This is a genomic window from Mucilaginibacter psychrotolerans (assembly GCF_004519315.1).
In the GTDB taxonomy this organism is placed as follows: domain Bacteria; phylum Bacteroidota; class Bacteroidia; order Sphingobacteriales; family Sphingobacteriaceae; genus Mucilaginibacter; species Mucilaginibacter psychrotolerans.
Map to the genome: position 1 here is coordinate 414,016 of NZ_SOZE01000001.1, position 21,016 is coordinate 435,031.

21 protein-coding genes are annotated in these 21,016 nt (G+C 45.3%); 15 read left to right on the forward strand and 6 right to left on the reverse strand.

Annotated elements, in window-relative coordinates; genetic code table 11:
* Positions 1 to 210: 210 nt before the first annotated feature.
* The 8 genes from E2R66_RS01940 (at position 211) to hemH (ending at position 7,217) form a co-directional block, all read left to right on the forward strand.
* Positions 211 to 1,026 (forward strand): alpha/beta fold hydrolase, encoded by an 816-nt coding sequence (locus tag E2R66_RS01940; protein ID WP_133229390.1) that lies wholly within the window; start codon positions 211 to 213, stop codon positions 1,024 to 1,026.
* Entirely contained in the window at positions 1,026 to 1,652 is a 627-nt protein-coding gene (locus E2R66_RS01945; RefSeq protein WP_133229388.1) for a 1-acyl-sn-glycerol-3-phosphate acyltransferase, read from the forward strand. The genes E2R66_RS01940 and E2R66_RS01945 overlap by 1 nt, the downstream gene beginning before the upstream one ends.
* 28 nt (positions 1,653 to 1,680) lie before the next feature.
* On the forward strand, positions 1,681 to 2,283 hold the full coding sequence (locus tag E2R66_RS01950) for a 1-acyl-sn-glycerol-3-phosphate acyltransferase (protein ID WP_158288318.1): 603 nt from the start codon (positions 1,681 to 1,683) through the stop codon (positions 2,281 to 2,283).
* Positions 2,280 to 3,374: a glycosyltransferase gene (locus E2R66_RS01955; protein WP_133229384.1), complete on the forward strand. Its 1,095-nt coding sequence runs from the start codon at positions 2,280 to 2,282 to the stop codon at positions 3,372 to 3,374. The genes E2R66_RS01950 and E2R66_RS01955 overlap by 4 nt, the downstream gene beginning before the upstream one ends.
* Positions 3,347 to 4,006 carry a carotenoid biosynthesis protein gene (locus E2R66_RS01960; RefSeq protein ID WP_133229382.1) on the forward strand — a complete coding sequence of 220 codons (660 nt, stop codon included), beginning with the start codon at positions 3,347 to 3,349 and terminating at the stop codon, positions 4,004 to 4,006. The genes E2R66_RS01955 and E2R66_RS01960 overlap by 28 nt, the downstream gene beginning before the upstream one ends.
* Positions 4,007 to 4,433: 427 nt before the next feature.
* Positions 4,434 to 5,285: a 4-hydroxy-3-methylbut-2-enyl diphosphate reductase gene (locus tag E2R66_RS01965; RefSeq protein ID WP_133229380.1), complete on the forward strand. Its 852-nt coding sequence runs from the start codon at positions 4,434 to 4,436 to the stop codon at positions 5,283 to 5,285.
* A 29-nt stretch (positions 5,286 to 5,314) separates the two neighbouring features.
* The gene (locus tag E2R66_RS01970) at positions 5,315 to 5,995 is read left to right on the forward strand and encodes a fatty acid desaturase (RefSeq protein WP_240049209.1); all 681 of its coding nucleotides are present in this window, start codon (positions 5,315 to 5,317) and stop codon (positions 5,993 to 5,995) included.
* 202 nt (positions 5,996 to 6,197) lie between these two features.
* On the forward strand, positions 6,198 to 7,217 hold the full coding sequence (gene hemH / locus E2R66_RS01975; RefSeq protein ID WP_133229378.1) for a ferrochelatase: 1,020 nt from the start codon (positions 6,198 to 6,200) through the stop codon (positions 7,215 to 7,217).
* 208 nt (positions 7,218 to 7,425) lie between these two features.
* Here the strand turns inward: hemH and crtD are convergent, their stop codons facing one another.
* Positions 7,426 to 8,895 carry a 1-hydroxycarotenoid 3,4-desaturase CrtD gene (crtD, locus tag E2R66_RS01980; RefSeq protein ID WP_133229376.1) on the reverse strand — a complete coding sequence of 490 codons (1,470 nt, stop codon included), beginning with the start codon at positions 8,893 to 8,895 and terminating at the stop codon, positions 7,426 to 7,428.
* A 161-nt stretch (positions 8,896 to 9,056) separates the two neighbouring features.
* On the opposite strand from crtD, the gene lpdA reads away from it, so the two are divergent.
* Positions 9,057 to 10,460 carry a dihydrolipoyl dehydrogenase gene (lpdA, locus tag E2R66_RS01985; protein WP_133229768.1) on the forward strand — a complete coding sequence of 468 codons (1,404 nt, stop codon included), beginning with the start codon at positions 9,057 to 9,059 and terminating at the stop codon, positions 10,458 to 10,460.
* An 84-nt stretch (positions 10,461 to 10,544) separates the two neighbouring features.
* Positions 10,545 to 11,003 carry a sterol desaturase family protein gene (locus E2R66_RS01990; RefSeq protein ID WP_133229374.1) on the forward strand — a complete coding sequence of 153 codons (459 nt, stop codon included), beginning with the start codon at positions 10,545 to 10,547 and terminating at the stop codon, positions 11,001 to 11,003.
* On the opposite strand, the gene E2R66_RS01995 is transcribed toward E2R66_RS01990, so the two are convergent.
* From E2R66_RS01995 to E2R66_RS02005, 3 genes are all read right to left on the reverse strand, one after another.
* Positions 11,000 to 11,911: a tetratricopeptide repeat protein gene (locus E2R66_RS01995; RefSeq protein ID WP_133229372.1), complete on the reverse strand. Its 912-nt coding sequence runs from the start codon at positions 11,909 to 11,911 to the stop codon at positions 11,000 to 11,002. The genes E2R66_RS01990 and E2R66_RS01995 overlap by 4 nt on opposite strands.
* Before the next feature lie 361 nt (positions 11,912 to 12,272).
* Positions 12,273 to 12,506, reverse strand: a complete 234-nt coding sequence (locus E2R66_RS02000) for a hypothetical protein (RefSeq protein WP_133229370.1) — start codon at positions 12,504 to 12,506, stop codon at positions 12,273 to 12,275.
* A 169-nt stretch (positions 12,507 to 12,675) separates the two neighbouring features.
* Positions 12,676 to 13,989, reverse strand: a complete 1,314-nt coding sequence (locus E2R66_RS02005; RefSeq protein WP_133229368.1) for a sugar MFS transporter — start codon at positions 13,987 to 13,989, stop codon at positions 12,676 to 12,678.
* A 113-nt stretch (positions 13,990 to 14,102) separates the two neighbouring features.
* On the opposite strand from E2R66_RS02005, the gene E2R66_RS02010 reads away from it, so the two are divergent.
* Together E2R66_RS02010 and E2R66_RS02015 are read left to right on the forward strand one after the other, a co-directional pair.
* Positions 14,103 to 15,083 (forward strand): glycosyltransferase family 4 protein, encoded by a 981-nt coding sequence (locus E2R66_RS02010; protein ID WP_133229366.1) that lies wholly within the window; start codon positions 14,103 to 14,105, stop codon positions 15,081 to 15,083.
* Between the two features lie 11 nt (positions 15,084 to 15,094).
* Complete coding sequence (locus E2R66_RS02015; protein WP_133229364.1) at positions 15,095 to 15,577, forward strand: hypothetical protein; 483 nt, start codon at positions 15,095 to 15,097, stop codon at positions 15,575 to 15,577.
* A gap of 88 nt (positions 15,578 to 15,665) precedes the next feature.
* Here E2R66_RS02015 and E2R66_RS02020 read toward each other — a convergent pair whose 3' ends face one another.
* Together E2R66_RS02020 and E2R66_RS02025 are read right to left on the reverse strand one after the other, a co-directional pair.
* On the reverse strand, positions 15,666 to 16,430 hold the full coding sequence (locus E2R66_RS02020) for a hypothetical protein (protein WP_133229362.1): 765 nt from the start codon (positions 16,428 to 16,430) through the stop codon (positions 15,666 to 15,668).
* Complete coding sequence (locus E2R66_RS02025) at positions 16,427 to 17,017, reverse strand: hypothetical protein (protein ID WP_133229360.1); 591 nt, start codon at positions 17,015 to 17,017, stop codon at positions 16,427 to 16,429. Before E2R66_RS02025 ends, E2R66_RS02020 begins: the two co-directional genes overlap by 4 nt.
* Positions 17,018 to 17,144: 127 nt before the next feature.
* Between E2R66_RS02025 and E2R66_RS02030 the strand changes: the two genes are divergently transcribed.
* The 3 genes from E2R66_RS02030 to E2R66_RS02040 all read left to right on the forward strand — a co-directional run bounded on the left by E2R66_RS02030 (position 17,145) and on the right by E2R66_RS02040 (position 20,722).
* Complete coding sequence (locus E2R66_RS02030; RefSeq protein WP_133229358.1) at positions 17,145 to 18,818, forward strand: glycosyltransferase family 39 protein; 1,674 nt, start codon at positions 17,145 to 17,147, stop codon at positions 18,816 to 18,818.
* Between the two features lie 77 nt (positions 18,819 to 18,895).
* Positions 18,896 to 19,915 (forward strand): UDP-N-acetylmuramate dehydrogenase, encoded by a 1,020-nt coding sequence (murB, locus tag E2R66_RS02035; protein WP_133229356.1) that lies wholly within the window; start codon positions 18,896 to 18,898, stop codon positions 19,913 to 19,915.
* A gap of 270 nt (positions 19,916 to 20,185) precedes the next feature.
* Entirely contained in the window at positions 20,186 to 20,722 is a 537-nt protein-coding gene (locus E2R66_RS02040; protein WP_133229354.1) for an RNA polymerase sigma factor, read from the forward strand.
* Positions 20,723 to 21,016 lie beyond the last annotated feature (294 nt).

Consider the following 21,016-nt stretch of genomic DNA (forward strand, 5'->3'; position numbering starts at 1 on the left):
GTTCTTTCTTCCCGTATATACGCCATATTTTGCGTCCTGTACGGTAGGTGTGGAATTTGAAATGGCGATTTGCAAGCAGGAGACGCAAAATATTGGAGACGCAAAATATTGCGTCTCTACGGATAATAGGATGTATGATTTTGCATAATCGATTGGCAAACTATAGACGCAAAATATTGCGTCTATACAATTTTGCTTAATATTGCCGCCATGGGTTTTTTAGATATCCCGGGACTGGGCAAGGCACATTATCATGAATACGGCAGCGGCGCTAAACCATTGTTGGCTTTCCACGGGTACGGGATGACGGGCAAACAGTTTCATGTGCTGGAGGAATCCATCCTGAAAGAATACCACGTTTATGGCTTCGACCATTTTTTTCATGGCGAAAGTAAGTTAAGCGGGTGGACCGAAGCACAGATTATAGCCGGTATGCCCAAAGCTATGGTAAAAGCCTATATAGAAGCATGGTTTAAGGTGCACGGGCGGCAGCGTTTCTCGGTAATGGGTTATTCCATTGGTGCCAATATCGCGCTGATATTGCTCGAAGAATACCCGGACTTAGTCGACGAAGTTATCCTGATGGCACCGGATGGGTTATCAGTTTACAAAGGTTTTGATTTTCTCACAAATAAACCGGTTGGCAGGCTGTTTTTCAAAACCGTAACCAAAAGCAAATGGCTGGCACCCCGGCTGATCAAAGCACTCAAAAAAGTGGGTTTTATAGACGAAAGCCTGTTCCATATCGCCTACAATGAGATTGATACCGAACAAAAACGGCAGGACGTATATTATACGCTAAACCTCATCCGGTTGCTAAAACCCGATACCGCCAAAGTTGCGAAGCTGATTAATCAGCATCACATCAAATGCCGGCTTATATTTGGCAAAAGCGATAACTTGTTCCCTATGAAAGCGGCTGTGCCTTTCATACAGATGCTTAACCAACCAGAGGTACACGAAGTTGCGCTGGGCCATTGGTTGGTGGTGAAGCAATTGGACGAGTATTTAGTAAATTTGCCGTAATGATAGCCTCCCGTCGTAGTAAATTTCTGTCAGACTTGTTTGCCCGGTACATGTATTACCGCATACGTAAGGCCTTTAACCGGCTGGTGGTGCTGAATAAAGTGGAGCCAAAACCAGGGCACTCGGTATTGCTGCTTTGCAACCACGTTGGCTGGTGGGACGGTTTTTGGGCCAATTACCTCGGTTACCGGCATTTGAAACGAAAAGTGTATGTGATGATGCAGGAAGACCACCTGCAGGCACGCATGTGGTTAAGCTATTGCGGCGGGTTTTCCATCAGCCGCAGTTCGCGCGAGATGGTTAAATCGTTGCAGTACGCGGCGGGGGTTTTAGATGATGCCGAAAACCTGGTGATCGTTTTTCCGCAGGGCGAACTGATATCCAACCACACCACCGAAATTAAGGTAGAGAAAGGCATTGAGCGGCTCATCAAAAACATCAAAGGGCCTTGCCATATTATCTACAGTTGCGCGTTGATAGAGTACTTCGAGAGCCTGAAGCCATCTGTGTACTTCCACTTGCTTGATCTGGGTGTGGCCGGCGAGTTGAGTTTTGACGAGCTAACGGATAAGATAAACACCTTTCATAAGCAGGCCTTGAAGGAGCAGGTAAACGTAGCGCACTAAAATGATCTATCCTAAAAAGAACCCTTTCATGAAATGGATTTTCGACACCTATGTAAGACGGCTGGTGGGCAAAACTTTCCATGAGTTTCTGTATAATGAAATAGAGGTAGACAGCAATAAATCGATACTACTGGTTGCCAATCACTTCAGTTTTTGGGACGGGCTGATACTATATGTATTGAACGACAAGCTGCTGCACAAGAAATTCCATGTAATGATACTGGAAGATACCGCAAAGCGCGAGGGCATGCTGCGTTACGCCGGGGCGTTCTCTGTAAGTAAGAACTCCCGGGATATACTGCAATCTTTGGACTATGCAGCGCAATTATTGAACAACCCCGGCAACCTGGTGCTGATGTTTCCGCAGGGGAAACTGTATTCTAACTTTGTAGAGAAGGTGAATTTTGAGCAGGGCCTGCTCAAAATTGTCAAAAAAGCCGAAGGGAAATACCAGCTGTTGTTTGCTGCAACTTTTATTCAGTACTTTAAACATAAAAAACCATCGGTAACCGTTTACTTAAAAACCGATAATGATAACTATGCCGATAAATCCATCGATGCGCTGCAAAGTGCTTACCAGCAACACTACGAGGCTGGCAAATTGCTCCAAACCGAAATTGATATAAAGTGATTATAGTCCTGCTGATTGTTTTTGTTTTCCTGATACTGCGCTTTACGGTAACCCTGTTCAATTTCCTGTCGAACCCGAAACTGCCGCGCATAGGCAAGCATCATGCCGATAAGGTGAGCATTTTGATACCTGCCCGCAATGAGGCTGAAGACATTATCCCGCTGCTCCAGTCTATCCATCAACAGGATTATGAGAACTACGAGGTGCTGATTTTGGACGATAACTCTACCGATAATACTTATAGCGTATGCGCTGCCTTTTGCGTAAAGCACCCTCGTTTCAGTGTAATAAAAGGTGAACCGCTGGCTGCCGGCTGGTTAGGTAAAAACTACGCCTGCCACCAATTAGCCAAACAGGCTAACGGAGATTATTACCTGTTTCTGGATGCCGACGAGCAGGTTCAAAACGGACTTATCACCAGCGCGGTGCACCGCATGAAATTGCGCGGCCTGGCGTTGTTGAGTTTGTTTACCAACCAAACCATGCGCAGTGCAGGCGAAGAAATGGTAGTGCCGCTGATGCATTATATATTACTTAACTTACTGCCATTGCGATTGGTTTACCTGGTAAAGAGCGAAGCCCTATCGGCTGCCAGCGGGCAGTTTATGCTTTTTGATGCTACGGGTTACAAAAAACATCAATGGCACCAGCTGGTAAAAAACAAAGTGGTAGAAGACGTGGAGATCATGAAAATGGTAAAGTCGACCAGGTTAGCGGGCGAAGCCCTGCTGGCCAATGGAATGATCAGCTGCCGCATGTATAAGGGGTATAGCGAAGCCATCAATGGCTTCGGCAAGAATTTTTTGGCGGCTTTCAATTACAATATCATCGGCTTTTTGATATACCTGCTGCTCATTGTGGGCGGTCCGGCCATCATCATCATGACCATGAACCTGAATTTGATAGCTATTATGCTAGGTCTGATAATGCTCGGTAGGGTGATGATATCACTATCAGCAGGGCAAAATGCTATTAAGAACCTATTTTTGCACCCGGTACAAATGTTCAGCTTGCTGCTTATCGGCATCACTTCAATACAAAAGCATCTCACCAAAACCACCGAATGGAAAGGCCGAAAAATCTCCGTATAACGCAGCGCACAGCTATCATTGTTATTATCCTTTTTCATGTTGTGGGCCTGGTGGGTTTACTGCTACCCATGTCCCGTCCCCTATTTTTGCAGATAGTGCCCTGGCACCTGTTGCTGATGCTGCTGGTTACCATACTCACGCATCAGCATTTTGACAATCGGTTTATAGGCTTTATGGCTCTTTTGTTTGTAGCCGGTGTTGCGGTAGAGTGGATTGGCGTGCATAAACATTGGCTGTTCGGCAATTATGCCTATGGTAAAACATTGGGTGTTAAAATTTTCGATATCCCGCTCACTATCGGCGTGAATTGGTTTTTGCTTATTTATGCTGCCGGGATAACCATGCAACGCAGCAGGTTAAAGAGCATTACGGCAAGGGTAATTACCGGCGCATTGTTGCTGGTATTGCTCGATTTACTGATAGAACCTGTAGCTATCCACTTTGATTACTGGCATTGGGCCGAGGGTATCATCCCCTTTAAAAATTATTATTGCTGGTTTTTGGTAAGTGCCGCTATGCTTTTCGTGTTCGAGAAGTTTGGCTTTAAAAAACAAGGCATTGCTGCGCCAGTGCTGCTGGCAACGGAATTTGTATTTTTTGGAGTGCTGGGAATTTTCGGGATTTTTGTGTGAACCGTTGATTTACACGATTAAAGGATTCAAGTTGAAATCAAGTAATCTTTAAATCAAGAAAATCATGGTTCAGACTATCAGCATCAACGAAATCATTTAATCATTCAAATCAACGGTTCAGAAAAAAGCGCCAGGGATTGTAAGGGTTTAGCCCGAAGGGCCGGAGCGCAGCGTAGCCCTGCAAAGCCCGGCCTACCTGCCGGCAGGCCGGCCCGAAGGGGGCGCCATTATCATTTGTCTGAACTCGAATTTTATGGAATTAAAATAATTGGCAGAATTATAAAACAATGCACTTCAATTCGAATTCCCTTCTAACCCTTCTAACCCTTCTAACCCTTCTAACCCTTCTAACCCTTCTAACCCTTCTAACTTTTTTACCCCTTCCAACTTTTCTCAACCCAAATAAATACCGTATTTTTGTCATCAAATGGGTGATTATCAATTACAGGTTACGATAGATCAGGATTCGGGCTTTTGCTTCGGGGTGGTGTATGCGATAGATATGGCCGAGGAGATATTGGCCGAGGACGGTTATTTGTATTGCCTGGGCGATATTGTGCATAACGACGAAGAGGTTGACCGCCTGAAAGCGCTTGGGTTACGCATCATAGAGCATGCCGACCTGGTAGGCCTGCACGACGAAAAGGTGCTTATCCGCGCCCATGGCGAGGCGCCGGAGACTTATAAAATTGCCTTAGAGAACAATATTACGCTAATTGATGCTAGCTGCCCGGTAGTGCTTAAGTTGCAAAACCGCATCAAAACATCTTACGATAATAAGGAGAAGATACTCATCTTCGGCAAGCATGGCCATGCCGAAGTAGTGGGCCTGCAGGGGCAAACCAATGGCGATGCGTTGGTTTTTCAGGACATTAGCGAACTGGATAATGCCGACCTCCCCGCCAACTTTACGCTGTACAGTCAAACTACCAAAAGCATGGAGAAATTTTACCATGTGAAGGATGAGTTGCTGAGCCGTGGTTACGAAGTAAAGGCAAACGATACCATTTGCCGCCAGGTGAGCAACCGCGATAAGGATTTGCCCGCCTTTGTGGCCAAATTTGATAAGATCGTGTTCGTATCGGGCAAAAAATCGAGCAACGGTAAGGTGCTTTACGAAGTTTGCCGCAAGCATAACCCTAATACCTACTTTATATCGAGCGTAAGCGAGCTGGACAAGAATATGTTTGCCCCCGGCGATAAAGTGGGCATAGCCGGCGCTACATCGAGCCCTATGTGGCTGATGCAATTGGTAAAAGCCGAGCTGGAAACGTATTAACAGCACGCTATTTGCTGTAAAATAAAATCGTGCAAAAGAACCCTTCCTATTTAGGTTTATTCGTTGCCCTGCTGGTTATCGGCAGTTGGCTTACCTCTACCGTTTTGCTAATGCAATGGCGGGTAGATTTCGCCAACCCTTGGCTGTACCTGTTTATTTTGGTGCAGATGCACTTATACACAGGCTTGTTTATCACTGCGCACGATGCTATGCACGGTACGGTTGCGCCAAACAAAGCCATCAATAATTCTATTGGTTATATCTGCACCTTTTTGTATGCCGCGTTTTTGTACCCGCAGCTGTTTACCAAGCACCATAAGCATCACAGCCATGTACACACTGCGGAAGACCCGGATTACCACAACGGCAACTTCTTTGCCTGGTATGTGCAGTTTATTCGCAATTACCTTTCCATATGGCAAATTCTGGCGATGGCTATTTTGTTCAACGTATTTAAAATCTGGGTGCCGCAACCTAACCTTATCCTTTTTTGGGTGGTGCCATCGCTGTTGAGTACTTTGCAGTTGTTTTACTTCGGTACCTACCTGCCTCATAAAGGCGAGCATGATAATAAGCACCAAAGCCGCAGCCAGCGCCGCAACCATTTCCTGGCATTTTTTAGCTGTTATTTTTTTGGTTACCATTATGAGCATCATGATGCGCCCTGGCTACCCTGGTGGAAGTTGTGGCGCAGCCCCCCAACCCCCTGAAGGGGGAGAGCTAGAGTCAAGATGCAAGATTCAAGAAATAAGAAGAAGCTTCTGCATACGTTGTAAGTTCTTTTCTTGACTCTTGATTCTAACCTCTTACTTCTAAACACCAAAAATTCATCCTCATCATTAATTTGTAATTTGTGGCTGCGGGTAGTGAGGCACAGCTATAAATTATCTTACTTTTGCGAACTTTAAAACTATGGCGAAAAAAGGAATTTTACTGGTAAATCTGGGTACGCCGGATAGTCCTTCTACTGCGGATGTACGCAAATACCTCGATGAATTTTTGATGGATGGACGGGTGATAGATGTTAACCCCGTATTGCGCACCTTTTTGGTGAAGGGCATCATCGTGCCGTTCAGGGCACCTAAATCGGCCAAATTGTACAAGGCCATTTGGGACGATAAAACAGGTTCGCCATTAAAACACTACAGCATATTGCAACAGCAAGCCCTGCAGCAACGCCTTGGCGATGACTACATGGTTGAACTGGCCATGCGCTACCAAAGCCCCTCAATCGAATCGGCATTGACCCGTTTGAAAGAGGCCCTGGTGAGCGAGATACAGGTAATTGCTTTGTTCCCGCAGTATGCATCGGCCAGTACAGGTTCGGTACACGAAAAGGTGATGCGTATTGTAAAGGATTGGCAAACCGTGCCCAACATCACCTTCACCAATTCCTTTCATGATAACGAACTGATGATAGAAACCTTTGCGGATAACGCAGCCAGGCATCAGCCCGAAACTTACGACCATATCCTGTTCAGCTTTCACGGCCTGCCACAGCGCCAGCTCAGAAAATGCGATCACACGGGCAACTATTGCTTAAAGGTAGATGGCTGCTGCAACACGCTTAACGATACCAACAAGTTCTGCTATTCCGCACAATCTTTTGATACGGCGCGCCTGATAGCCGAAAAAATGAATTTACCAAAGGAAAAATATACCGTTTGCTTCCAGTCGAGGTTAGGCAACGATCCCTGGGTGAAGCCATACACCAGCGACATTATCAAACAGATGGCAGAGGAAGGCAAAAAACGCCTGCTGGTATTATGCCCTGCTTTTGTAGCCGATTGCCTGGAAACTGTTTTTGAGGTTACCACCGAGTACGGCGACGAATTTAAGGAGCTCGGCGGCGAACATGTGCAACTGGTAGAAAGCCTGAACGACTCGCCCAAGTGGATTGATGCGCTGGAGAAAATGGTACTGGAAGGGTAGATAGAATCAAGAGCAGAGAATCAAGAGACAAGACAGAAGCTAATAGCCCCCGCGGCATTACGAGCGATAGTGCCGCAACCATTGGCGAGCGAGTCGGACTTACAAAACGACTCTGCTTGCCGATGATTATTAATGTGTTTGTTATCTTTTAAAGGAATTAATGAGCTCCCTTTGGTCGGTTGTCTTCGTGCCTTATAATGACGAAGTTTTATATAGTCTCTGATAATATCTTCGCGGATAACAAACACAGCGGTATGCCCCCGCCGGGATGCACGCTTCCGCCGCAGAAATATAAACCACTAACTTTTGATGATTTATTGGCATGCCTTAAAAAGGCCGCGAACTGGCTATTGCTGCTGGTGCCATAAACAGAACCTTTATAAGATGATGTTTTGCTTTCGATGCTGCGCGGATCTAAAATGGATTCGCAGGCGATAAGCCCGCCAATATCTTCGCCTAAAATTTTGGATAATTTGCGTAGGATATTTTGCCGTACATCGGTTATCAAACTGTCCCAATCCTGCCCCTCATTCGCAGGTACGTTGATCATCACAAACCAGTTTTCGCAGCCAACTGGCGCATCATTGGTTTCAAATTTGGAGCTAATGTTAATATACACGGTAGGGTCGTGGTAGATATCCTGCTGCTGCCAAATGTGGGCAAACTCGGCCTGATAATCGGCACTGAAAAAAATATTATGCAGATCAAGCTGGGGGAACGCCTTTTTTATCCCCCAATAGTAGATCAATGCCGAGCTGCTTCGTTCCTGGCTTAATATCCGTTCAGGATGCAGACTGGGGTACTTTTGCAGTAGGTTTTTGTAGGTGGGCCAAATATCCATGTTTGATACTACGATATCAGCAACCATAGCCTCACCGTTTACCCGCACGCCCTTAACTATTTTATTGACGACCACTATCTCATTAACCCTGGTATGATAACGGAAATTCACGCCCAACTCTTTCGCCAGTTTTACCAGGGATTGCGTGATGCTGTACATGCCACCCTCCGGGAAGTAAGCGCCGAAGTGATGCTCCAGATGCGGTATAACGTTCAGCGTGGCTGGTGCCTGGTAGGGGTTAGAACCATTGTAGGTGGCATAGCGGTCGAAAAACTGTATCACGCGCTCATCTTTAAAATATCCTGCGTTTGCTTTGTGCATGCTGCGCATCGCATCGATCCTTGGCAGCCTGAAGATAGACCGGATGGTATCCCAACGGGCAAAGGTTTGCAGCCGGTGAAGTGAGCGTTCTAAAAAAACATGATTGGTAATATTGTAGATGTCGGCACTGTTGGCCAGGTATTTCAATACGTTTTCGGCGGGTTCGCCCGTGGTGCGGTTGAGCTCTGCCGCAAATTCCTGCGTATCTGCGTATGCCTTTATACGCGTGCCATCTTCATAAAAGTAATGGCAAACCGTATCCAGCTTTTGGTAACGGAAGTAATCAGCAGGGTTTTTACCGGCCAGTACAAACAGCTCGTCGATGTACTGCGGCATGGTAAGCAGGCTGGGCCCGGCATCAAAACGGTAACCTTTCAGGTCAATTGCTGATAACTTGCCGCCGGGATAACTGTTGGCTTCTATCACCTCTACCGCATAGCCTTTAACCGCCAGGCGGATGGCTGTAGCTATACCCGCAATACCGGCACCTATTATAATCGCTTTTTTTTGAGGCATGGCGGTAAAGGTAGTACCACATTCACAGCTATGCAATTAAATCCCAAAATCCCATAAATCTGTTTAACGGCGAAGCCCTCTTGAACGCCATTAAAAACAATTATGTAGTGAAAAATCCCGGTTCTAATTCCTTAACTTTGCCAGCCATAAAATACACTACTATGCAATATGATGTTATCGTTATAGGTTCTGGTCCGGGTGGTTACGTTGCCGCAATCCGCTGTGCGCAATTAGGCATGAAAACCGCCATTGTCGAAAAATACAACACCCTTGGCGGCACCTGCCTCAACGTGGGCTGTATTCCCTCAAAGGCGCTGCTCGATTCTTCTGAACACTACCATAACGCCGCCCACACTTTTACTAGCCACGGTATAAAACTGGATAATCTGGGTATCGATTTCGGGCAGATGATCAAACGCAAACAGGAGGTAGTGGATGCCAACACCAGCGGTATCACTTATTTAATGAAGAAAAACAAGATCGACGTTCACCAGGGCGTTGGTTCTTTTAAAGATAAAAACACCATCATCGTGACCAAGGCAGATGATACGGCTACCGAGTTGACTACCGAAAAGGTCATCATTGCTACCGGCTCAAAACCAGCCAGCCTGCCTTTCCTGAAGATAGACAAAAAACGCATCATAACTTCTACCGAGGCCCTAAAGCTTACCGAAGTGCCCAAACACCTCATATTGATCGGTGGCGGTGTTATCGGTTTGGAACTGGGTTCGGTTTACGCACGTTTGGGTGCCAAAGTATCGGTGGTAGAATTTATGGATGGTATTATCCCAACCATGGATAAGGGCCTTGGCCGCGAATTGCAGAAGGTGTTGAAGAAGCTGGGCATGGAGTTTTACCTCGGCCATAAAGTAACCGGCGCTACTGCCGAAGGCGATGTGGTAACCGTTACTGCCGATAGCCCTAAAGGCGAGAAAATAGAATTGAAAGGCGACTACTGCATGGTAGCCGTTGGTCGTGTTGCTTACACCGATGGTTTAGGTTTGGATAAAATCGGCATCACCGTTGAAGAACGTGGTCGTAAAATTACCGTTGATGAGCACCTGGAGACCAGCGTTAAGGGCGTTTACGCCATTGGCGACGTGGTAAAAGGCGCTATGCTTGCCCACAAAGCCGAAGACGAAGGCACCTTTGTTGCCGAGCTGATTGCCGGTCAAAAACCGCACATCAACTATAACCTAATACCTGGCGTAGTGTACACCTGGCCGGAAGTTGCTGCCGTTGGTTATACCGAGGAGCAACTGAAAGAAAAAGGCACTGCTTACAAAGTAGGTTCGTTCCCTTTCAAAGCAAGCGGTCGTGCCCGTGCCAGTGGCGATTTAGACGGTTTTGTAAAAGTGCTCGCCGATAAAACCACCGACGAGATTTTAGGCGTACACATGATTGGTCCCCGTGTTGCAGATATGATTGCCGAAGCGGTAATTGCCATGGAGTTCCGCGCCTCTGCAGAAGACGTAACCCGTGCCAGCCACGCACACCCAACTTATACAGAAGCCATGAGGGAAGCCTGCTTGGCCGCTACTGAGAACAGGGCTATTCATATTTAATTTACGATTGTAGAATTACGATTTTAGATTTATCAAGGAGCAGAACAATTCACGTTGATTCTGCTCTTTTTGATTTGGAGCTTTATGCAAGTATTGATAAACGTAGGGATTGTATTGGCGACAATTGCCGGCATGGAGCTCGCTTCCTGGGCTATGCATAAATACCTGTTCCATGGGCCGCTGTGGTTTATACATAAAACGCACCATCAGCAACGCCACGGCTGGTTCGAACTGAACGATTTGTTCAGCATTGGCTTTGCAGCATTGGCTCTTTGGCTGATGTGGCTGGGGCATCTCACTTTAGATTACCGTTTTTGGATTGGTACGGGCATCAGTACCTATGGTACCATCTACTTCATCTTTCACGATTGGTTTATCCATAACCGCTTCAAAGCTTTCAAAAGCAGCAATCGTTACCTAATGGCTATCCGCCGGGCGCATAAAATCCACCATAAAACCACGGAGAAGAATCCTTCGGAAGAGTTTGGCTTATTGGTGGTGGGGAAGAAGTGGTTTGGAAAAACACAAAGAGAGAATTATTAAAGTTCCAAAACCAATTCAGAATGTTCGCACAACGATATTACGCGCCAATTTTCTAGCGCATTTAATATCGCCTGTTTATTCTCTGATGCAAAACCAATATAGTGTTCACTTTTATGGGCTTCTTTTAACTCCTCGTCATGATGCTCATGGGGCTTGCCTTCGCTGCATTGCCTGCAGAGCAGCCTAACCGTCGACCAATCTTCAATTTGTACGTTTTCGTTTTCGCATAGAACTAAAAGCTTATCTATATGCCGCTGTTCGTTGGTATAAACCGTTGTTGAATAAGTGTTATAGTTCGATTTGATTAACAATTGCAATTCGTTAAATACAGGGTATTCTTTTCCCCCACTTACTCGCGAACCAACGGGAGCGCCATCGTTAAGAACTATATCGCCATACCGGTGTCCAGACGATGCAAATGGGATGTTTTCTATAACGGCCCTTGCCGGATCTATCCGCATGCACCAAACCACTTCTCCGCCTTCATCTGGGTTTAGCCTTACCGGTGCCCTGCTTAAATTAAGATTTGGTTCATCATCATTTACCTCGAGCTTTAGCCCAAAGCGATTCCAGGATTCGCGGGCTGTTCTCCAGTTGCGTAATGCGGTTGCTGCAATTCCTAAATTCCATCTCGCTGCTTCATCATCCGGATCGATAGCTAAAGCTTTAACGTTGTTGGTATACGACAGATGCCATTCGTTCCTGTATTTATAAATCAATCCTAAATTATAATAAGGCGTTGCCCAATTGGGAGCTGCTTTTATAACTTCAGTATAAATAATGATAGCCTCATCGGTATTACCCTGGTCTTCTAACTCGATAGCTTGTTGTAAAAGCTGTTTGGCAGAAGCGTTAGTCTTATTAGTGTAAATACTGCGGAGTTTTGATAAGATTGGTTTACGCTTCATTTGTTAGTTTGCGGCATTAAATTAAAGAAACTATATCAGCAATAAAGGTTATTACAAAAAGGCTTATCATCAAAATTAACGACACCCTGATAAGCCGCCGCATCGGGTCCAGGAAATTTATTCTCAATTCATCCTGTTCTGATATATCTTTTACCTTTTTTATTCTGGCGGATACGTAAGGGGTATTTATTGCAAAAAAGGTAATGGCTGCATGCAATAGAAACAAAATGAAAATCCAACCGGAGAAATTAAAGTGATGCACAGGTGTCGCTGGCGCTATGGATAAATGAGCAGGTGCAGGCCTAAAATAGGTTAAATAAAGTACGTATAGAAAATATGCTGTGAAAAATATAGCGGGTATTTAAACATTAATACTAAACCAGGTTATTTTGCCCGCCGCCCGGCTGTTGAATTTTATGCACAACCAAGCCTGGTAGGTAATTACCAACCAAGTATTGAAATTGAACAGCACGTTTTCGGTATGCAGGCTAACCATCTTTCCGTTGGCTGCGTGGTGGGTTTGCATGAGTACAAACGCAGCCAGAGATGGAAGATACAATAAGGCAGTTTGCCAGTAGTTTAGGTTTGGTTTCATTCCCTCAAAACTACTTATTTATTCAAAATGAGTGGTTTGATTTTGAATTATTTTGGTGATTAATTGTCTGAACTCGAATTTTAAGGAATTTATTGAATTTAACAGAATAGAATATTCCTAAATGCTAAAAAATCCCCTAATTCGATAAATTCGAGTTCAGACAAAATATTTAAGCTACTACCTTCTTTCCAGCCTTATACCCCGCTGCGGCATAATAAAGTATGAACAAATAAATAGGGATCAATATCCAATAAGAAGATTGCGACGCTGCCTCAATGCCCTGCGTTTTCTTGAAATGGTCTACCAGCGCACCGTATATAGGCGGGAAAACTGCCGCACCTGCAATGCCCATTACCAACAGTGAGGATGCTAGTTTAGTAAACCTGCCCAGGCCCGATAAAGCGAGCGGCCAAATGGCGGGCCACATCAGCGAGTTAGCCAAACCTAAAAGCGCGATGCAGCTGATAGAAACATATTTTGGCGTAAACAGCGCAATGGTGGTTAGTACAACACCCAATATGGCGCAGGCAACCAATGCTTTTTGCTGAGAAAGATACTTGGGGATAAACAATATGCCCACCACATAACCGATCACCATACACGCTAAAGTACCTGAGGCGAAATACTTGGCGGTAGAAAGCGCGATATGGTGCGATGTGCCATAACCGATAATAGAATCGCCGGCGATAACTTCCGCGCCTACATAAAAGAACAAAGCGATAACGCCCAACACCAGGTGCGGGAATTGCGTGATACTGGTTTTGCCCGAGTTGGCCGCTGCAACGGTTTCGTCCTCGTGGTCGGTATCTATTTCGGGCAGGCCTGAGAAGTAGATGAGTACCGCCAATATCACCAGTATTACTACGATGAGGAGGTAGGGTACGATTACCCTCGAGGCCAGTTCGTTCAACTGGATGAGTTTTTCGGTTGGGCTAAGCTTGGCAAGATTGGCTTCAAAACCGTCGAGGTTATTTAAAATGACTGCGCCAAGGGCCAATGGGGCCAGTACACCGGCAAATTTGTTGCAAATACCCATAATACTGATGCGTTTGGCGGCACTCTCGGGCGGGCCAACGATGGTGATATAAGGGTTAGATGCCGATTGCAATACCGCCGAGCCACAACCCTGAACAAAAAGACCTATCAAAAACACAGCGTAAACGCGGGTTAAGGCAGCCGGAATAAAAATCAAAGCGCCAACGCCCATCAGTACCAGGCCTGCCACCATCCCATTTTTAAAGCCCAGTAACTTCAATAGCCATGCCGATGGCTTGGCCATGAGCAGGCAGGCGATGTAAAAAGAACTTGCCACCAGGTACGACTCGAGGTTGGTTAACTGGCAGGCTATTTTTAAGTAGGGGATAAGTACAGAATTTAGCCAGGCCACAAAACCCAGGATAAAAAATAAAGAGCCAATAATGATGATGGGGTTTAGTCCTGATTTTTTAATTGGTGGTGTTGCGGATTTTGTAATGGCTGCCATGTGGGGATTTTAAAATTTGTTAATAAGTTAATGGAGTTACTAAAATAATTAAAAAAGCTGATGTTTTATAATTTCGCCATTTTATTTTGTGCCGAAAGCTAACTTTGCCGGTAATGAACATCCTCATCGTAAATGATACGCCCATACCGGCCACCACCTATGGCGGCACCGAGCGGGTAATTTGGTGGCTCGGCAAGGAACTGGTACGGCAGGGGCATAAGGTTACCTATTTGGTAGGTGCAGGCTCTAATTGCCCATTTGCACGTGTGGTGGTATACGATGCTGCGATGGATTTGAATCAGCAAATACCCGATGATATCGATGTGGTGCATTTCCAGTTCCAGGTGCAGGGTTTTACTAAAAAGCCCTACTTGTGTACGGTTCACAATAACTCGGGCAGGGGGGCTATGGATATCAACTCGGTATTCGTATCAGCCAACCACGCGGCACGCAATGGCTCAACAACTTACGTTTATAACGGACTGGATACCGCCGACTACCGCCGACCCAACCTTAATAACAAACGTAACTATACCCACTTTTTAGCCAAAGCCGCCTGGCGGGTTAAGAACGTGCAGGGTGCTATTGATGTGGCCACCAAAAGCGGCAACAAGCTGGTGGTAATGGGCGGCACGCGCTTCAACCTGAAGATGGGCCTGCGTTTTACACCGAATTTGAACGTGCGTTTTAAGGGGATGGTCAACAATGACCAGAAATCTGAAGTGATGAACGGCTCCAAGGCCCTGCTGTTCCCCGTGCTATGGAACGAACCTTTCGGTATAGCCATTACCGAAAGCCTTTACTTCGGCTGCCCGGTGTTCGGTACGCCATACGGCTCCTTGCCGGAGTTGGTGCCGAAAGAGGTGGGGCTGTTATCAAACAGTAAAACCGTTTTGGTAGAAGGCTTAAAGAATGTAGATAGTTATAGCAGGCAACTTTGCCACGAATACGCTGTCGACAACTTCAACATCGCCAAAATGGCTGCGGATTATTTGAAGCTGTATGAGCTGGTGTTGAACGGAAGGACATTGAATGCTGTTGCTCCGACGCTGTTAGCGCCTAACCAGCCGAAGTACTTGGCTTGGAATGATTAATTTGGCAGCGTATGAGGAATTTTAACATAAGCTTAGGGTATCGCATTGTTTTGGTGGTTGTAATATTTATAACCGTGTTAACCTCCATCATTTATTTTTTGATCAGGCCAACATCTTCAGAACTCCTCTCAAAAGGTACCTGGTGTGTCGACCGCATTTATTATCAAAACGTTTTAATAGGACCAAGTACGAAGGTGGTTGCTTACATGCAGGATGTTAACGACAACGCGCCCTGTATGGATATGACCGGGTTTAGAACGGATGGGAGGCTCGAACTACCCGGAATTAACAGTTACGCCATCAATGGAACCTGGAAAATGGATGAAGATGGCAATTTATTAATGGATGCAGATTCTATCAAAAACGTTTTTAATGGGAAATACGAGATTAACGTAACGGAGCAATTCCTGCAATTGAGGAATGGGAATACAACCATACTAGCGCATAGGGACAACTACACGTTCGCTAACCCGCTTAATGATCTGCTGAAATAGCAAAGAGAGCAAGCCGAGGGGCGGTATTAATAACTGCCATATCGTGTAAATAGGTAAAAGGAAACTCTATTTGCTCATTTGAGAATCATTACTTCTTTTTAACAGGCCACTGTTTTTGATGAAGTGCGTTTAACTCTCCGTTGAGTTTCGCATCGAATACCCGCTCTGGAATGCCACCTTTTTTTAAATCGTAAATGTAGGGTACCCGGGGCGCTTCGAATTTCTCGCCGTTACGGGTGCTGTCCCGTTGCGTTTGCATGAGTATAACCGCCGATTTTTTGATTAGGTCCCAACTGACTACATTGGTGCCGCTTGGCGAAATCTGCCTTAAATTGTTGCCTTCTTTGTCGCTCATAAATAAATAAGTGGGGTCGTCGCTATCAAGTTTTCGGTCCTTATTATAATCCTCAGTAATTATCGAATAAAAAATGAAGTTTCCTTCCTGGATGGTATTGGGGTTAAACTGGTCGGGTACCGACACATCTCCATAGTATTCGGAATTGGAATCGGCGATATTATACGCGTTGATGATCATTTTTCTCTTATCATCAAGCAAGTGGTATTTTTTTGTGGCCGTATTATAAAAGATGATATTCCAAAACATACGGCTCCTGCCGCCATCACTACTCACGAACGAACCGCTATCCTCGTCGTTTTGATCGCGATTATGCAGCAGCGGGTACATCACATAGGCCGAGCTGTCAATCTTCACGAGGTCGGCAGAAACAAGTTCAGGCAATGGTTTTCCGGGTACAACGGTAGTATCAGCGAGGTTTATTTGGGGCTTATCTCCCGAGCCCGAATCGCAGGCGGCCAATAAAAGGCATATGGCAGGTATCAGTATTTTTTTCATAGCTGTTCGTTTCCTTCTTTTGAAGCGGTTTCTTCGGTTGCCTGATGCTCGTCTTCTTCGGGTTGCGCCGGCTCCCTCCTTGTCTTTTCGATAAAATTTACAACCATCCGGTTATTTACCACAAGCAAATAGCCTATCAGTATTTTACCGAGATCGAAAAGCATTGTTGTCAGGTCCATGTGGGGCCCCATTTGGTCAAACGATTGCGACCGGTAATAAAAGTACACCTCCCTGAAGAATACAGGCAGCGTTTCCATAATCATTAGCGACCCTACAATAATAATGGCGATTGCTACAACAGTAGAGCGGTGGATATTGAGGCTGAATTGTTCCTCCTCAAAACGCTTATCCAGCTTCAGTTTCTCTATTATGATATCTGGCCTGAACACCAGTAGCCGCACCAGTGCTATGTACACTAAAAGGAGAATCAACGAAATAAGCACCACTTCCCAGTTTTCGAACCTCATACCCGAAGGCGAGGCATGATAAAGAACGTTGAAGAATTGCGCAACTACATCGATAGCGTGAATGAGTACCCAAACGCCAACTAACTTTAACAGGATAATCCAAAACGAACGTGGGGTCATAGTGATTTTTTGATAAGGTTTACGTTGCAATATAATAATAATGGCTTAACAGGTTGCCAATACCAGCAGGTTAAATTTGCATAAAGGGAACTTAAACCCTGCGTTTCGTAGAAACTAAACAAGTTTAGTGGAAAAAGCAATCACCTCTCCCGGCGGGCAATTACATCATAGCGTATATTATTACGTTGTAGCCGCTGCCATATTGATAAACATCGCCGGCATAGCCATCCCTTTTTTTACCGATGACCCCGCGCTATATGCCATGCTTGCCCGCAACATGGCCCGCAGCAACAACTTTACCGACCTTATTTACCACGGGCGCGATTGGCTGGATAAGCCCCACTTTCCGTTTTGGGTGGTGGCCATCAGCTTTAAAATATTCGGCGTAAATACCGTTGCTTATAAGCTGCCGGGCTTGCTGTTTTATTTCTTGTCGGTGTTTTATACCTATAAATTGGCGCGCAAATTTTACGATGAGCAAACCGCGCTACTGGCGGTGCTGATATTGCTTACGGCCCAGCACGCTATCATGTCGAACACCGACGTACGTGCCGAGCCTTATATAATGGGCCTGTTGGTAGGAAGCGTTTATCACTTTTATCGGCTGAAGGAGAAATTCAGCATTGTGCAGTTGCTACTGGCCAGCCTGTTTGCAGCGTGTGCGGTAATGACTAAAGGCATTTACCTGCTTATCCCCATTGGCAGCGCCATCATCGGCGATTATGTGTTTAAGAAAGATTACAAAGGAATGCTGCAATGGCGCTGGCTATTCTCGGTACTGTTGGTATGCGTGTTTATACTCCCCGAGATTTATACGGTTTACCGGCAGTTCGATCTGCATCCCGAAAAAACGGTGTTCGGCCGCACAGGCGTATCCGGCATTTGGTGGTTTTTGTGGGGTAGCCAGTTCGGTCGTTTCAATAATGATGGCTTTATCAAAAACTCGCATGGCGACCCTTTTTTCTTTCTGCATACTTTGCTTTGGGCCTTTGCACCATGGGCTATCGTTTTCTTTTACGCGCTTGGTAAAGAGCTAAGAGACATCATTAAAAAGATTGCGCAGCCCGAATACCTCTGCCTCACCGCATCCGTGGTGATGCTGCTCATTTTCTCCATTTCTAAATTCCAACTGCCATTTTATACCAATATCCTGTTTCCGTTTTTCGCGGTGATTACCGCCGGGTTTATCCACCCTTTAATCGCCGGTGCCGAATTGCGGTTTTTCAAGATAAGTCAGTATGTGATATGCGGCTTGTTGCTGGCGGCATTTGCGGCTATCAGCTTTTTGTTTGCACCCGAAAAGTTATGGATTGCGATTGTTTTGCTTTTGGTGGGTATCCTTGGCGCATACTTTATTTACCGGCAGCGTAGTAGCAGCTACCAGCCCGTATTTCTATTAAGCTGTGTGCTGATGATAATCATCAATGCGTGGTTTGTGCTGGTGTTTTACCCAATGCTGGTAAGTTATAAAGGCGATACGGTAGCGGCGGAGTATGTAAACGTCAATTTTCCCGGCAGGCCGGTAATATCTCTGGCCCCTATGGCCGATAGGTTCGATTTTTATATGAAACAGCCCGTGGTTTACCTCCGGCCCGAAGATGTCATTAACAAGGGCATTGCCAAGGGCCAATTGGTGTTTGCCAATGATGAGGCTATGGACAAGCTTAAAAGCAGCCCGCTGCGTATACACGTAGTTAAAGTATTCGATAATTACTTTGGCGAGAATTTAAAGTTAGCCTTTATCAATAAAGCCACGCGGGGAAGCACCCTGAGTCATTTTTATTTGATTAGGATTGATTGATAAAAAGATTTGACAACTTTTCGAAAGTTGTCAAATCTAAAAAGCCAATCTTAGATAATTTTCCGAAATTCGCCATCATGCTGCAAATACAGGAAAACGTATCCCTTAAAAACTTCAACACTTTCGGCATAGATGCCAATGCCCGCTATTTTGCAGAAATAAGCCATGCCGATGAATTAACAGAATTATTTGCCGACCCAATTTGGCTCAGCATGCCTCGTTTGATATTAGGTGGCGGTAGCAATATGCTGATGGTAGCCGATTTCAACGGCTTGGTTATCCGCCTCAATATCCGTGGCATTGAGCATCGCATCAGCCACAATGATGTTTTTGTAGAGGCCGGCGCTGGTGAGGTTTGGAACGATTTGGTGAACTACTGTGTAGATCACGGCTACGCAGGCATGGAGAACCTGAGTCTCATCCCAGGCTCGGTAGGTGCATCGCCTATCCAGAATATCGGCGCATACGGCGTGGAATTGAAAGATGTTTTCGAAAGCTGCCAGGCATTTGAGATTGCATCAGGTAGTCTTAAAACGTTTACTAAGGAAGATTGCAGATTCGGTTACCGCGAAAGCGTATTCAAAGGTGAACTTGCCGGGCAGTATATCATTGTATCGGTTAAATTTCATTTATCGCTTGTTCCCAACTTTAATTTAAAATATGGCGCAATAGAGCAGGAGCTAGCTGCCCGCGGCATCAGCGAGCCTACGCTGAAAGACGTATCGCAGGTGGTATCGCATATCCGGGTATCCAAACTGCCCGACCCATCTACCATCGGCAATGCAGGTAGTTTCTTTAAAAACCCCGTTATTACTGCAGAAGAATTTGGCCCTATCCAACAAAATCACCCGGATGTTGTTCATTACCCTGCAGGCGATGGACTGGTAAAACTGGCCGCCGGCTGGTTAATAGAGCAATGCGGCTGGAAAGGTAAAACTGTTGGTAATACCGGCACCTGGAAGAACCAGGCATTGGTGCTGGTGAACCATGGCGGGGCAACGGGCGAAGAAGTGTACGGCCTTTCGTCGCAAATCATAGACAGTGTGTACACTAAATTTGGCGTTACCCTACACCGTGAGGTGAATATAGTAAAGTAACATCTTTAACTATAAAGATATTTTCGCAATCGGCTCTACGCTAAGCGCTTAAAAACCTAATTGTTTTAAATTCTTTTTTGATTCCCCAGCGCTGCTTTTCTTAGCCAATGACTATTTAATGACACTGATTTCTAGCTATTTGTGTTTTTTATACGCTAAAACGAACGTAGCTACCATTTGTGTGGGTGTTTTTGCGGCATTCTAAAATTCGCTACACTTTTTATTAGTGGTATCATGTTTGAATACTGTTCTGTACAAAACATTAACAGAATGACAAAGATTGAGTTTAACACCCTGGTATTACGTCAAGCAAGTTCATTAAGGTCATACGCCTTACACTTCACACACGATGCAGACGATGCTAACGACCTTGTTCAGGATACAATGTTGAAAGCCATAACTTACTACAATAAGTTTAAAGAAGGTACGAATTTGAAAGGTTGGTTATACACCATCATGAAAAATACCTTCATCAACAACTACCGCCGTTTTGTTAAAATGAGCACATTTGTTACCAAGAGCGATGAGATTTCTTCACCGAATCTGGTATTCAGTTCAACCAAAAATCAAGGCGAAGCCAAATTTGTGATGGATGATATTAAACGCGCTTTGGATCGTCTGCCAGCCGATTATTATGTTCCCTTCACCATGTATTTTGAAGGCCATAAATACCACGAGATTGCCGACCACCTCACTATCCCTATTGGTACCGTGAAAACCCGCATACACGTAGCTCGCAAACTGCTTAAGAAAAACCTGAAAGCTTACGATAACGGTGTTGCGAAACCTATCTACGCAGAAAACTAAGCATATAAACTCAACCATATATAAAGAAAGAAGCCCGCTCAAATAGCGGGTTTCTTCGTTTATAGAAATTATGCACTAGTTTATCCACTTAAACTATCCGGGTGGTATCGGTTATTTTCAAAACCCTGCGTTGCATGAATCTGATGTAGGGGTCCTAACGGTTTCAGCGAGCTCGTCCGTAATGCGGGTCTTTTCACTCACATTAGTATGAGTGTGTTATTGACACTTAATCTAGGCATCGTTGGAAATATATGCCGGGGCCGTAAATCGCATAGAGTGGATTTTGTTAAATAA

Bases quoted from the DNA above. Each gene is read 5' to 3' on its own strand.
- E2R66_RS02015 (WP_133229364.1), top strand. From the start codon at position 15,095: ATGAGGAATTTTAACATAAGCTTAGGGTATCGCATTGTTTTGGTGGTT.
- E2R66_RS02000 (WP_133229370.1), bottom strand. From the start codon at position 12,506: ATGAAACCAAACCTAAACTACTGGCAAACTGCCTTATTGTATCTTCCA.
- crtD (WP_133229376.1), bottom strand. From the start codon at position 8,895: ATGCCTCAAAAAAAAGCGATTATAATAGGTGCCGGTATTGCGGGTATA.
- E2R66_RS01995 (WP_133229372.1), bottom strand. From the start codon at position 11,911: ATGAAGCGTAAACCAATCTTATCAAAACTCCGCAGTATTTACACTAAT.
- E2R66_RS02005 (WP_133229368.1), bottom strand. From the start codon at position 13,989: ATGGCAGCCATTACAAAATCCGCAACACCACCAATTAAAAAATCAGGA.
- E2R66_RS02025 (WP_133229360.1), bottom strand. From the start codon at position 17,017: ATGACCCCACGTTCGTTTTGGATTATCCTGTTAAAGTTAGTTGGCGTT.
- E2R66_RS01965 (WP_133229380.1), top strand. From the start codon at position 4,434: ATGGGTGATTATCAATTACAGGTTACGATAGATCAGGATTCGGGCTTT.
- E2R66_RS01990 (WP_133229374.1), top strand. From the start codon at position 10,545: ATGCAAGTATTGATAAACGTAGGGATTGTATTGGCGACAATTGCCGGC.
- E2R66_RS02010 (WP_133229366.1), top strand. From the start codon at position 14,103: ATGAACATCCTCATCGTAAATGATACGCCCATACCGGCCACCACCTAT.
- lpdA (WP_133229768.1), top strand. From the start codon at position 9,057: ATGCAATATGATGTTATCGTTATAGGTTCTGGTCCGGGTGGTTACGTT.
- E2R66_RS02040 (WP_133229354.1), top strand. From the start codon at position 20,186: ATGACAAAGATTGAGTTTAACACCCTGGTATTACGTCAAGCAAGTTCA.
- E2R66_RS01940 (WP_133229390.1), top strand. From the start codon at position 211: ATGGGTTTTTTAGATATCCCGGGACTGGGCAAGGCACATTATCATGAA.
- E2R66_RS02020 (WP_133229362.1), bottom strand. From the start codon at position 16,430: ATGAAAAAAATACTGATACCTGCCATATGCCTTTTATTGGCCGCCTGC.
- E2R66_RS01950 (WP_158288318.1), top strand. From the start codon at position 1,681: ATGAAATGGATTTTCGACACCTATGTAAGACGGCTGGTGGGCAAAACT.
- hemH (WP_133229378.1), top strand. From the start codon at position 6,198: ATGGCGAAAAAAGGAATTTTACTGGTAAATCTGGGTACGCCGGATAGT.
- murB (WP_133229356.1), top strand. From the start codon at position 18,896: ATGCTGCAAATACAGGAAAACGTATCCCTTAAAAACTTCAACACTTTC.
- E2R66_RS01960 (WP_133229382.1), top strand. From the start codon at position 3,347: ATGGAAAGGCCGAAAAATCTCCGTATAACGCAGCGCACAGCTATCATT.
- E2R66_RS01945 (WP_133229388.1), top strand. From the start codon at position 1,026: ATGATAGCCTCCCGTCGTAGTAAATTTCTGTCAGACTTGTTTGCCCGG.